The 11956-nt window shown below is 71.8% G+C and carries 13 protein-coding genes and 2 pseudogenes; 11 read left to right on the top strand and 4 right to left on the bottom strand.

What is annotated here, in order from left to right; genetic code table 11:
- The first annotated feature begins 142 nt into the window (after nt 1-142).
- A complete protein-coding gene (locus tag ACIQM0_RS14085; RefSeq protein ID WP_401286191.1) occupies nt 143-751 on the top strand; it encodes a TetR/AcrR family transcriptional regulator in 609 nt (202 codons plus the stop codon).
- A gap of 49 nt (nt 752-800) precedes the next feature.
- A complete protein-coding gene (locus tag ACIQM0_RS14080) occupies nt 801-1208 on the top strand; it encodes a TOBE domain-containing protein (RefSeq protein WP_363022699.1) in 408 nt (135 codons plus the stop codon).
- A 135-nt stretch (nt 1209-1343) separates the two neighbouring features.
- On the opposite strand, the gene ACIQM0_RS14075 is transcribed toward ACIQM0_RS14080, so the two are convergent.
- Nucleotides 1344-1844: a hypothetical protein gene (locus ACIQM0_RS14075; RefSeq protein ID WP_401286476.1), complete on the bottom strand. Its 501-nt coding sequence runs from the start codon at nt 1842-1844 to the stop codon at nt 1344-1346.
- On the opposite strand from ACIQM0_RS14075, the gene ACIQM0_RS14070 reads away from it, so the two are divergent.
- Nucleotides 1753-2289 (top strand): molybdopterin-dependent oxidoreductase, encoded by a 537-nt coding sequence (locus ACIQM0_RS14070; RefSeq protein ID WP_401286190.1) that lies wholly within the window; start codon nt 1753-1755, stop codon nt 2287-2289. The two genes, ACIQM0_RS14075 and ACIQM0_RS14070, sit on opposite strands and share 92 nt — an antisense overlap.
- Before the next feature lie 80 nt (nt 2290-2369).
- Here the strand turns inward: ACIQM0_RS14070 and ACIQM0_RS14065 are convergent, their stop codons facing one another.
- Complete coding sequence (locus ACIQM0_RS14065; RefSeq protein ID WP_401286189.1) at nt 2370-2789, bottom strand: molybdopterin-binding protein; 420 nt, start codon at nt 2787-2789, stop codon at nt 2370-2372.
- Nucleotides 2790-3284: 495 nt separating this feature from the next.
- Here ACIQM0_RS14065 and modA point away from each other — a divergent pair, with 495 nt between their 5' ends.
- The gene (gene modA, locus ACIQM0_RS14060; RefSeq protein WP_401286188.1) at nt 3285-4091 is read left to right on the top strand and encodes a molybdate ABC transporter substrate-binding protein; all 807 of its coding nucleotides are present in this window, start codon (nt 3285-3287) and stop codon (nt 4089-4091) included.
- Nucleotides 4092-4168: 77 nt separating this feature from the next.
- Entirely contained in the window at nt 4169-6118 is a 1950-nt protein-coding gene (locus ACIQM0_RS14055; protein WP_401286187.1) for an ABC transporter permease, read from the top strand.
- 26 nt (nt 6119-6144) lie between these two features.
- Here ACIQM0_RS14055 and ACIQM0_RS14050 read toward each other — a convergent pair whose 3' ends face one another.
- A complete protein-coding gene (locus tag ACIQM0_RS14050) occupies nt 6145-6273 on the bottom strand; it encodes a hypothetical protein (protein WP_401286186.1) in 129 nt (42 codons plus the stop codon).
- Nucleotides 6274-6391: 118 nt separating this feature from the next.
- Between ACIQM0_RS14050 and ACIQM0_RS14045 the strand changes: the two are divergent.
- The 5 genes and pseudogenes from ACIQM0_RS14045 to ACIQM0_RS14025 all read left to right on the top strand — a co-directional run bounded on the left by ACIQM0_RS14045 (nt 6392) and on the right by ACIQM0_RS14025 (nt 9148).
- Nucleotides 6392-7314, top strand: a pseudogene (locus ACIQM0_RS14045) (NmrA family NAD(P)-binding protein).
- Nucleotides 7315-7638: 324 nt separating this feature from the next.
- The gene (locus ACIQM0_RS14040) at nt 7639-7932 is read left to right on the top strand and encodes a hypothetical protein (RefSeq protein WP_401286185.1); all 294 of its coding nucleotides are present in this window, start codon (nt 7639-7641) and stop codon (nt 7930-7932) included.
- Nucleotides 7896-8237, top strand: a pseudogene (locus ACIQM0_RS14035) (lyase); the annotation flags it as partial. The gene ACIQM0_RS14040 and the pseudogene ACIQM0_RS14035, both read left to right, overlap by 37 nt.
- Entirely contained in the window at nt 8150-8740 is a 591-nt protein-coding gene (locus tag ACIQM0_RS14030) for a polysaccharide lyase family 8 super-sandwich domain-containing protein (RefSeq protein ID WP_401286451.1), read from the top strand. The pseudogene ACIQM0_RS14035 and the gene ACIQM0_RS14030, both read left to right, overlap by 88 nt.
- 6 nt (nt 8741-8746) lie before the next feature.
- Nucleotides 8747-9148 carry a polysaccharide lyase beta-sandwich domain-containing protein gene (locus ACIQM0_RS14025; RefSeq protein ID WP_401286184.1) on the top strand — a complete coding sequence of 134 codons (402 nt, stop codon included), beginning with the start codon at nt 8747-8749 and terminating at the stop codon, nt 9146-9148.
- Between the two features lie 112 nt (nt 9149-9260).
- Here ACIQM0_RS14025 and ACIQM0_RS14020 read toward each other — a convergent pair whose 3' ends face one another.
- The gene (locus tag ACIQM0_RS14020; RefSeq protein WP_401286183.1) at nt 9261-10364 is read right to left on the bottom strand and encodes a substrate-binding domain-containing protein; all 1104 of its coding nucleotides are present in this window, start codon (nt 10362-10364) and stop codon (nt 9261-9263) included.
- Nucleotides 10365-10637: 273 nt separating this feature from the next.
- On the opposite strand from ACIQM0_RS14020, the gene ACIQM0_RS14015 reads away from it, so the two are divergent.
- On the top strand, nt 10638-11930 hold the full coding sequence (locus tag ACIQM0_RS14015) for an ABC transporter substrate-binding protein (RefSeq protein ID WP_401286182.1): 1293 nt from the start codon (nt 10638-10640) through the stop codon (nt 11928-11930).
- Nucleotides 11931-11956 lie beyond the last annotated feature (26 nt).

The following is an 11956-nucleotide window of genomic DNA, read 5'->3' as shown; positions in this document are numbered from 1 at the left end:
GATGGGGTACCGGTCGGCCGAACTGGCTGGTTCTACCGGTAAGGTGAGACTAAGCGGACAACTGTCCACCAGTGATCAAACCTAGTGGACAGTTGTCCGGTTATCAAGAGCGGCCGTGGCCGTGGGCTCGGAAGGAGGACCTGTGCAGGAAGAGAAGGGCGCTCCTCTGCGTCCGGACGCACAGCGCAATCGCGAGCGCATCCTGGACGTCGCGCTGGCCGAGCTGACGCGCGCCGCGGACGCCCCGGTGAGCGTGATCGCGAAGAAGGCCCGCGTCGGGCAGGGGACGTTCTACCGCAACTTCCCCAACCGCGAGGCGCTCGTCCTGGAGGTCTACCGCCACGAGATGCAGCAGGTCGCCGACGCCGCGGCCCAGTTGCTCCTGACCCGTGATCCGGACCGGGCGCTGCGGGAGTGGATGGACCGGCTCGCGCAGTTCGCCATGGCCAAGGCCGGTCTGGCCGAAGCGCTGCGCACGACGGTCAGCCGGCACGGCGGTCTGGCCCAGCTGGGCCACGGCCCGGTGACCCGGGCCGTCACGCTCCTGCTGGAGTCCAACGAGAAGGCCGGCACCATCCGTCCGGGGCTGACCGCGGAGGACTTCCTCCTCGCGATCGCCGGGCTCTGGCAGATCGACCCGCACAGCGACTGGCAGCCGCGCGCCGCCCGGCTGCTGGATCTCGTGATGGACGGGCTGCGAGCGGGGGCCCCCGCCCGGGACCGGCCGACGCCGCGGGACGGACAGGCCTGAGCCCGGCGGACGCCGCGGCACAACCCCGTACAGGCCCTAGAGTACGCGGGTGCCTTCGTACAGTATTGGCCAGGCCGCTGAGCTGCTGGCCGTGAGTCCCGAGACCGTCCGCCGCTGGGCCGACGGCGGTCACCTCGTGATGGACCGCGGCGGCTCGGGAAACCGGGTGATCGACGGTGTCAGCCTCGCGGGCTTCGCCACGGAGCGTGCCGCGGGGCTGCATCCGGTACCCGGGGAGGTCCTGACGTCGGTTCGGAACTCGTTCGCCGGGATCGTCGTCGCGGTACGGGCAGACGACGTCGTGGCGCAGGTGGAGATCCAGTCGGGGCCGCACCGGCTGGTGTCACTGATCAGCCGCGAGTCCGTCGACGAACTCGGCCTGGAGGTCGGGGTCATGGCCACGGCGCGGGTGAAGTCGACGAACGTGCACATCGACCGGCCTGACGGCCGCGGCTGAACCCTGGCGCTGCGGGTCGGTACACCCAGTGGTCAGCGGCACATCAGAGCGGCCTGCAGATCGAGCTTGTGACCGAGGCGCGACAGGTCGCAGACGTCAGCCGGGACGCCGCGGGTTCCGTGGTGCGGGATGCCGTCAGGGCGTAGCGCGCCTGCACGAGACTGCCGTGCAGGCCCTCGGGACCGGTGGCCGGCGCCCCCACCCCGCCGTGGAGCAGCCCTCCAGAACGGGCCAGAGGGCGTGCAGCCGGCCTTGGCTGTCGCCCGGTTCGCCCTGGACGACGGCCACGGCCGTGCCTCCCGTGAGCCTGCCGACGGTGAAGGGGCGGTCGGGGTCGTGGTGCAGGGCCTCGGTCAGGGCGTCCGCCGCCGCGCCGGCGTCGTCCTCGTGGGCCGGCCGCGCCGTGATGACCTGGTAGGGGCCCTGGTCGGAGAGGCCGAAGCTGTGGAGTGCGAGGCGCAGCGACGTCCCGTCCGCGTGGGGGGCGTCGATCAGCGAGACGAGTTCGTCGCCCTTGCGGCGTGCCGCGTTCTCCCGGGGGGCGGTGCGGTACCGGTGCTGGGCCAGGACATCGGCTGTCTCGTGCAGCACGACACCGGGGCCTTCGGCTCCGCCGGAACCGTGGGGGGCCGGCAAGGCGACACTCCGTGCCTCCCAGGCCCTCGCCGAGACCCTGCTCACCTTCGCGGCCGCGCACCTCGGGGTGCAGGCCGAGGTGGTGTTCGACTGCGCCACCAACGGCCCGCAGCACCACAGCTTCGAGGGGCCCCTGCTCCGCGACGTGGTCCTCGACGCCCATCCGGTGTTCGGCGCCCGCGGGCGCAAGGACCGCTCCCGCTACCTCGTGGCGGTCACCGGCGGCGACGGGCACCACACGGTACTGTCGCGGGCGGAGGTCGACGCCGATTTCGGCAATGTCCCCGCGCTCCTGGCCACCGGGATGGACGGCCGGGGCCTGGACGCGGCGGGAAGCCGGCTGGTCATGCCCGCCGACCGGTGCGGCGCGCGCTACATCAGTGCCATCACCCACGTGTGGGCCGGAGTGCTGCCGGTCTCCGTACAGCCGGCCCGGTGCGTATAGGCGGGACGGTGCACGGGGTTCGTGGCGCCGGGACGGTCCGCGCGGTGCGGGTGACCGGGGCGATGCGCCTGGTCCGCGGCTCAGGCCGCGGCGAGGGAGACCTCGGTCGACTTGATCAGTGCGGTGACGGACGCACCCGGCGCGAGTCGCAGGTCGGTCACGGCGTCCTTGGTGATGGCCGCGGTCAGCTCTCCGCCCTCGACGGAGACCTTGACGCTCGCCATGGCACCGCCGGTGGCGACCTCGGTGACGGTGCCGGAGATCCGGTTGCGGATGCTCAGGCCCTCGACGGCGCCGGTCGCCAGGGACACCTCGGTGGACTTGACCAGTGTGCGGACCGGGCTCCCGTCGGTGAGTCCGAGTTCCTTGACGGCTTCGAGCGTGATCGCGGCCGTGATCTCCTGGCCGCCCACCAGGCGGACCTTGACGGTGGCCATCACCTTGCCCGCGGTGACGGCGGTGACGGTGCCGGGGATCTGGTTACGGATGCTCAGGCTCATGGAGAAGCGCCTCGAATTCAGGGTGAAATGCCGGGTATTTCCCGGTCTGCATTTCTCACTGTAAACATTTCCCGCACAGCCGGCCGATCGCCTGCCGCAGGCGCGAGGAGGATGCGGCACCTCGCCCGGCAAAGCGGAGGCAGCGCGTTCGCGGACCGCCTCTCACCTCGACGTATCCGCGCGACACCCCCTTCGGAGTTTCCTCCGAACGAAAACGCATCTGCTATGGAGCTTCGCATTAAGCGTTGTAAATGCAAACTCAGAACACCTATTGTGTGGCACATGCAGTCCCATGCCATAGGCGATGTCGCGGCCCCGGTGACCACCACTCTCGTCACACCGACCGGCGTACGCATCGACCGCACCTGAGCCACCGCCCCACAAGCCCCACAGCTCCACAGCTCCACCAAGCGGCGTCGCCCGTCCCCGGCGCGGCTCACCACCATCCGCTCGGGCGGCACCAGCCGACCGCGTTCCCAAGGAGTTCCCACCCTCATGTCCCTCGCCTTCACCAGACGCCGTACCGCAGCCGCGATCCTCACGGCGGCTCTCCTCGTCCCGCTGGCAGCCTGTGGCAGCGACAACGACAAGAAGGACTCGGGCGCCGACGCCACCGCCTCCGCGTCCGGGGCGCCGAAGGCAGACCTGACGGTGCTGGCCGCCGCCTCGCTCACCGATGTCTTCAAGACGGCCGGCGCCGCGTACGAGAAGGAGCACCCCGGCACGAAGGTGACGTTCTCCTTCGCCGGATCGCAGCAGCTCGCCGCCCAGGTCAAGCAGGGTGCGCCCGCCGACGCTCTGGTCACCGCGGACACCAAGACCATGGACGGGCTGAAGTCCGACACCGGGACGCCGACCGTCATCGCGAAGAACCGTCTGGTGATCGCCACGGGCAAGGGCAACCCGGAGGAGATCGAGAACCTGAAGGACCTCTCCGACACCAAGCTGAAGGTGGTGCTCGCCGCCCCCGAGGTCCCGGTGGGCCGCTACAGCAAGCAGATCCTGGACGCCCAGAAGATCGAGGTGAAGCCGGTCTCCCAGGAGCTCGACGTCCGATCCGTCCTCAGCAAGGTCGAACTCGGTGAGGCCGACGCCGGTCTCGTCTACAAGACGGACGCCGCCACCGCCACCGCCACGGTGGACGCCGTCGACATCCCCGACGCCCAGAACGCCGTGGCCTCCTACCCGGCCGCGACCCTGAAGGCCACCAAGAACAGCGAGGCCGCGGACGCGTTCGTGAAGTGGCTCTCCACCCCGGAGGCCCAGAAGATCCTCGCCGCCGCCGGCTTCCAGCAGCCGTAACCCGTGACCACCCCGTGCGGGCGGGCCCGGCCTCGGTCCCGGCCGCCCGCACGGCACTTCCAGCTTCAGGGATTTCGATGAGACGCCTTCGCAGCCGCGCCACCGGCCCCCGCGCACCGATCGCCCTGGCGATCCCCGCGCTGCTGGCCATCGCCTTCCTGTTGCTGCCGCTGGCCGGGATCCTCGCCCGCACGTCCTGGGGCGAGCTGGGCGACCATCTGACCAGCCCCGGGACAACCGAGGCGCTGAGGCTGTCGCTGCTCGTCTCCTTCTGGGCGCTCGGGCTCTCGCTCGTCCTCGGGGTGCCGCTGGCCTGGCTGCTGGCCCGTACCGACTTCCCCGGCAAGACCTTCGTCCGCTCCCTGGTGCTCCTGCCGATGGTGCTGCCGCCCACGGTGGGCGGTGTCGCCCTCCTGCTCGCCTTCGGGCGCCGCGGTCTGCTCGGGCCGTGGCTGGAGGACACGTTCGGCATCACCCTGCCCTTCCACACCTCCGGTGCCGTCCTCGCGGCCACTTTCGTCGCGATGCCGTTCCTGGTCATCAGCCTCGAAGGAGCGCTGGGCGGACTGCGCCCCCGTTACGAGGAGGCGGCGTCCTCCCTCGGGGCCTCGCCGGTACGGGTGTTCTTCACCGTCACCCTGCCCATGGTCGCCCCCGGTCTCGCCGCCGGAGCCGCACTCACCTGGGCGCGGGCACTCGGTGAGTTCGGCGCGACCATCACCTTCGCCGGGAACCTCCCCGGCACCACCCAGACTCTGCCCCTCCAGGTCTACCTGCTCCTCCAGGACAACCCGGAGGCCGCCACCTCGGTCTCCCTGCTCCTGCTCGCGATCGCCATGCTCGTCCTCCTCGGGCTGCGCGGACGATGGACCGGGACCCCGACCGCGGCGACCGCGGGGCCGCGCGCCTCCGCCGACGAACCGGCCTCCCTCCCCCCGGAGGGCCTCAGAACGACCCTGCCGCACGACGCCGGGCCAGACACCGGACGGGGCAACTGGCCGCTGCACGCCGAGGTCACCGGTTTCAACCAGCTCACGCTGGACGCCGAGGCAGGGACCACCATCGCTGTCGTCGGCCCCAACGGCGCGGGCAAGACGACGCTCCTGCGCGCCCTGCTCGGACTCACCCCGCGGGCCCACGCCGCGCTGCGGCTCGGGGAGCTGGACGTCAGCGCCCTGCCCACGCACCGCCGCGGCGTCGCCTGGGTGCCGCAGGACGGCGCGTTGTTCCCGCACCTCAGCGCGCTCGCGAACACCGCCTACGGGCTGCGCGCCCAGGGAGTACCGCGCGCCGAGGCCCGCCGCAGGGCCCAGGAATGGCTCGACCGCCTCGGCGTGGGACAGCTGACCGCCCGCAAGCCGTCCCAGGTCTCCGGCGGACAGGCCCAGCGCATCGCCCTGGCCAGGGCGCTCGCCACCCGGCCCCGGCTGCTGCTGCTCGACGAGCCGCTGGCCGCGCTCGACCAGACCACCCGCGCGCATGTGCGGCACACGCTGCGCACCCACCTCGACGGCTTCGGCGGCGTCTGCCTGATCGTCACCCACGACCCGGTGGAGGCCGTCTCCCTCGCCGACCGCGTCCTCGTCCTGGAGGACGGGCGCGTCCTCCAGGACGCCCCGCCGGGCGAGGTCACCCGGCACCCCCACTCCCCCTGGGTCGCGCGCATGCTCGGCCGCAACGCCTGGCCCGGCACCGCGACCGCCGACGGACTCCAACTGCACGGCGGCGGCCGACTCGTCATCGCGGAACCGCTGCCGGCGGGCACCGCCGCACTCGCGGTCATCGCCCCCGAGGCCGTCTCCGTGCACCGCACGGAGCCGGGCGGCAGTCCGCGCAACATCTGGGCGGGCACCGTCCGGGAGATCACCACCAGCGGCAGCCGGCTGCGCGTCCTCATCACGTCACCGCAGGCACCGGATCTCGTCGCCGAGATCACCCCCCACGCCGCCGCCGAACTCGGCCTCGCCGACGGGGTCGCGGTGTGGACCAGCGTCAAGGCGACCGAGGCGACGATCGTGACGCTGTGAGCAGCCCCGGCCGCCGGGCTCGCCTCTCACCCCTGCGGGCTGACTCCCGCCACGGTCAGGCCCGGCAGCCGGTCCGCCTCGGCTGCCGGGTCCTTGTGGTGTTCCGTCGCCAGGGCGATACCGGCGATCAGCGCGAGCGGGTCGGCAACGCTCACACCGGGCGTCACCGCACTGTCCCCGCCCGCTTGCCAAGTGGCGGGGCCCTCCGTATCGTACCGAACCTGAAACGGCGGGGTCCACCGTTTAGCCTCCGCACACCATTCGAGGAGCGTCATGTCCACGGAATCCGCATCCGCGCCCGTACTCGTCACCGGCTCCACCGGCCGGCAGGGGGCGCCACGGCGCGCGCCCTGCTCGCGGCGGGCGTTCCTGTCCGGGCGCTGGTCCGCGACCCGGCCACCGAGCGGGCGAGGGCCGTCGAAGCGCTCGGGGCCGAACTGGTCACGGGCGACCTGCTCGACCGCGACTCCGTCACCCGGGCCACCGAGGGAGCCCGCGCCGTCTTCTCGGTACAGATGCCCGACATGAACGGACGCGGCTTCGAGGGCGAGTCGGCCCAGGCGGTCAACCTGATCGAGGCCGCGACGGCCGCAGGCGTAGCGCAGTTCGTGCACACGTCCGTCTCCGGTGCCGGGCAGCACACGGCGGCGCCCGGCTGGGCCGAGGGCCGCTGGGCCGCGATGGAGCCGTACTTCGGCACGAAGGCCGGGATCCAGGACCGGGTCCGTGAAGCGGGCTTCGCGCACTGGACGCTCCTCAAGCCGGGCTTCTTCATGGAGAACTTCCTCCCCTCCATGGCCTTCCTGTTCCCGCGCGGCGTCGAGGGCGGCCTGGTGAGCGTACTGAAGCCCGGGACCCGGCTGTCCCTCGCCGCGGTGGACGACATCGGCGCGGCCGCCGCGGCGGCCTTCGCCGCACCGGAGAGGTTCGACGGGGTGGAGCTGGAGCTGGCGAGCGACTATCTGTCCATGACGGATATCGCCGAGATCCTCTCCCGCGCCCTGAGCGCCGAGCTGACCGCGCCCGACATGACCGAACAGGAGGCGACCGCCGCCGGAATGCCGGGAATGGGTGCCTCGCACGAGCGGATCAACGTGGTCGGCCAGCCCGCCCGCCCGGAGTACGCACGCGCTCTCGGCATCCCGCTCACCACGTTCGAGGAATGGGCACAGCGGCATCTGCGGGCCACGGCCTGACACCGGGCGCGACGGTGGCCGGTTCCACCGGACTCCTGTCGGAGAAGCCGCCGCCGGTGCCGGCCCGGCCTCGGCGCCAAAGGGAGCAGGACCGCTTCCGGCCGCCGGTGAAGGCCTGTCCATGAAGGCCGCCGGGAGCGAGCGGGCCGCCCCGGCAGGGGGAGACGAAGCATGGTGTCCACGACAAAGCGGACCGACAGCGGCGCTCGTAGCGATCGAAACGATCAATTACGCCGGTCCTATTGAGCGGTTGAGCGCATGCGTGTGAGAAACCGGCTGACTTCAGCGCGCTCTTTCTTCCCTCTCCCGGCCCCCGGAGCACCCATGACGCACCCTCCCCCGTCCCCCTGGTCCCGCCGCACCTTCCTCGCGGCCACCGGCGGCACCGCACTCGCGGCCGGCCTGGCCGAGACCGGCACCGCCTCGGCCGCCCCCGTCACCCGGGCATCGGCCGACACCGAGGCCGCCGACGCGTTCGCCGCGCTGCGTGCCAAGTGGCGCACGCTGATCCTCGGCGAGGGCTTCAGCCCGACCGCTGAACCCTTCCGATCGAAGCTGGCCACGCTCGGCACCGGGACACCATGGCTCCGGCGGCGGGCTCGCTCTGGCCGGGCCTGAGCTACGCGGATCCGTCCCGGGACACCGACCAGGAGTCGTACGGTTACTCGGCCCGGATGAACGACAGCTTCACGCGGCTGAGCACCATGGCCCAGGCGTGCGCCCAGCCGGGCACCGGGGTCACCGGGGACACGGCCCTGCGCGACGCCGTCATCACCGGACTGGACCACCTCTGCTCGGACGTCTACAGCGCGGACGCCGCGCCGTTCGGCAACTGGTGGAACTTCCAGATCGGCTCGCCGCAGGCGCTCCTCGACACCGCCGTACTGCTCCACGAGCACCTGTCGGCCGAGCAACTGGCCACCTACCGCCGGTCCGTGGACAGGTTCCTGCCGGACTCGGCCATGGCGAAGTACACCCGCGCGCACAGCGTGATGGCCTCGGTCGTCCTCGTCGGCCGGGGCGCGAGCGCCGAGGAGCGGTCCCGCTGGAACTCCATGGTCAAGGGCTGGCCGCAACGAGACTCGTACGGCCCCGCCCTCAGGAATCCGAAGCTGAGGCTGGCCAACACGGCCCTGTTGCAGAAGCTGTTCGGCGACGACACGGTCAAGGCCTCAACGGCATCCCGCAACCGGGCGCCCAGGGCTGGCGCACCACGCGGACGCGCACCAGGTGGGCGCACATCCAGGGGCACGCCGGCTACGTGTTCCCGCAGTCGGGCGGCAGCCGGATCAGCGCACTGCGCGAGGAGCGCACCGGCGCGTGGAAGGACATCGACGCCGGCAGTTCGCCCACCCCGTTCACCCGGCGCTACCTGACCCTGTGGCAGGACCACGGAACGGACCCTCGGGACGCCTCGTACGCGTAGATCCTCATGCCCGGCGCCGGTGAGCTCCGCACCGCCGCCCGCGCCCTCGACCCGCTGTGGCTGCGGATCCTCGCCAACACCTCACGGCAGCACGGCATCCGCGTGCCCTCGCTCGGCTTCACCGGGATCAACTTCTGGGCTGCCAGCACGGTTGGCACAGTCACGGCCGACGCGCCGGTGAGTGTGCAGATCCGGGAACGGCGGGACGGTACGGCGACGATCTCGGTGGCCGACCCGTCCCGCAGCGTCAAGAGCCTGACCCTCACCTGGAAGCGGCCGGTCGCGTCCGTCCTCTCGAAGGCCCCCGCGGTCACCGGCGCCCGGACCGGCTCCTCGCTCACCCTCACGTTCGGCGACCTCAGCGGCAGCTACGGAGCGACCCACCGGGTCAAGGTCCGCACGGCCTGACGTTCCCCGGCGTCACCGGCCACCTCCGCAGGCCGCCCCTCTCCGGGCAGCGGGGGTACCCGCCGCGGCGCCGGATCGCGTCGCGGCGTCAGCCCGCCTCGGAACGCGCCGGCTACTTCCTCGGCGGGGACGGTGTTGTTCCGACGGCACCGCAGGATGCCCGCACCCGCAGTTCCGGCAGCAGTTCGAGGTGCTGGCGCGGTGTCGGCGTACTGCCCGACGCGCGCTCGGCCAGGCGCTGCAGAATCAGCTTCGCCGCCAGCTCGCCCACCCCGCGCTTCGGCGGTGCGACGGCCGTCAGCGGTACGTCGGACAGCCCGGCCACCTCGTCGTCGTAGGCGATGAGGGCCAGGTCGGCGGGGACGTTGACGCCGCGCGACTGGAGCCGGGGCACCAGCACGATCGCGTCCTCGTCGCTGTGGACGAGGACGGCGGTGACCCCCCGGTTCCTGACCGCGTCGACCAGGTACTCCGCCATCTCGTCGTAGGCGCCGTGCCCCCTGATGGCCGGTGATCCCGGCACGGGTGTCAGTCCGAGCGACTCCACCGCGGCCAGGTACCCCGCGGTGATCTGCGCGGCGTGCGGCCCTTCCTGCAGCACCGCGGCGACGGCACTGTGCCCGAGTTCGGCGAAGTGGCCCACCGCTTCCGCGGCGCCGTGAGCCCGGTCGGTACGGACCCGGTCGAGTCCCGCGGCGGGGTTGCCGGCCGGCGCGGAGCGCTCGACCAGCACGGCCGGGACGGGGCACTCCAGCAGCCACTTCTCCTGGCCGTCGGCGGGCACCCCGCCGAACCAGCTGGGTGCGATGAGCAGGCCCTCGGCGCCGCCGGCCAGGAGATGGTCCGCCTGCACCGGGTCCTCGGTGTCCACGTATCCCGACATCCCGAGCACCAGCCGGCCGCCCTGGGCCTCCACGGCCTCCCGGGCACCCCGCACGATGTCGGCGAAGATGAAGGTGGTGGTCGGTACGATCATTCCGATCACCGCGCCCTCGGCACCCGGGGTCCGTGCCGCCTCAGAGGGCTGATCCGTCGGCCACACCACGGCCCCGTGCAGCCGTCGCAGGCTGCCCCGGGCTGCCAGCGTCTCCACGTCGCGCCTCAAGGTCACGGCGGAGACGCCGAGTTCGGAGGCCAGCTCGGCGACCCGGAGGCTGCCGCGCTGCCGGACGAGATCGAGTACCCGCTCATGGCGCTGGCCGACATGCAGACGCATGGGATCCCCCCTGTGGCAAGGCCGGACGGCCGCGGAGAGCGGCTCCCCGCAGGTCACGGTATCGCCGGATAGCGTATCGAACGCTTGCGTTCAATACGATCGTTCGCCTGGCGGGATTCGGCCGGACGTCCCGCACCACCGGCACCGAGAGGCGCTCCGGCCGTCCCCGGCACAGAGGGGTTGACCATTCCGGGAAGCGGCCCTAGGTTTCTCGCAGCCCACTGGTACATCGATTAACCACATGGTTAACGTCCTGGTTGGAGACATCCCGCTGTGCGCTCATCCCTGAGTCGGCGCGGTTTCCTCGCTGCCGGTTCCGGCGTCGCCGCCGCTGCCGCAGTCCCCGCTCTGTCCGGCTGTTCCACGCTCGCCTCGGCCGATTCCGACCCCGGCACCCTGCTCGTGCACACCCAGCTCGGCACCACCGCGCCGGGTTCTCCCACCTACAAAGCCGTCGTGAAGGAGTTCCACGAGGAGAACCCGGGACTCCGGGTCAAGAACCTCGTCAACGGCGACGACCTTCCACAGGTGTACGAAACGTCCCGGCTGGCCCGCAAGGAGCCGGACGTGGTCATGGTCAATCTCTACGACAAGACGCTGGCCTGGACCGATGTCGGCGCCACCGTCGACGTGTCGGGCTACCTCGACGACTGGGGGCTGCGCGAACGCGTGCTGCCCGCGGCACTGGAGGAGTGGACCGACGGCAAGGGCAGGCTGCGCGCCTTCCCCTACTTCGCCACCAACTGGCCCGTCGCCTACAACACCGCCCTGCTGGAGCGGGCCGGCGTGGACGCCGTGCCGACCACCGGGGACCAGCTCATCGGCGCCGCCCGCAAACTGCGGGCCAAGGGCATCGCACCCGTCACCGTGGGCGGCAACGACTGGACGGGACAGAAGCTGCTGGCCCAGATCATCCAGACCTTCCTCACGCCCGACGATGCCCGCAAGGTGTACACGAGCGGCGACTTCAGCGGCAGCAGGGGTGCCCGCGAGGGCATCGACTACTTCGTCCAGCTGCGCGACGCCGGTGTCTTCGCCGACAAGGCGCAGGGGCTGACCTCGGACACGATGACCACGCAGTACAACACCGAATCGGCGGCCATCCAGTCCGCGATGTCCTCGGCGCTCGCGAAGGTCGCCCCGAAGGCCGCCGCGCACACCGATGTCGGCGGCTGGCCGCTGGCCCCCGGCGCCTCGCACAGCAAGCCGACGATCCTGCGCTCGTACACCCTCATCGGTTTCTGGATCAGCCCCAACGGCGTCAAGAAGCTGTCCTCGGTCGAGAAGTTCCTGCGCTTCATGTACCGGCCCGAGGTGGTCTCGCGCTTCATCACCGAGAGCGGGCGGGACATGGCTCTGGTCACGGACACGGTCAGCAAGCAGTTCCCCCTGGTGGCCAAGGCCCAGCAGCTCGGCGACCGGGTCGGCCAGGTCCTCCTGCCCGACCTGTACGTACCGCCGACGGCCACCCAGCCGCTGATCACGGCGACCAGCACCGCCTTCACCCGGGGGACGAGTGCCGCCGCCGTGCGCTCCGCCCTCGAATCCGCCTACCGCACGGCCTGATCCGCGCGCCCGAGCCCTCTGCGAGT

Source organism: Streptomyces sp. NPDC091387 (assembly GCF_044756945.1).
Lineage (GTDB): Bacteria > Actinomycetota > Actinomycetes > Streptomycetales > Streptomycetaceae > Streptomyces.
This window is presented reverse-complemented; position numbering and strand designations above follow the sequence as displayed.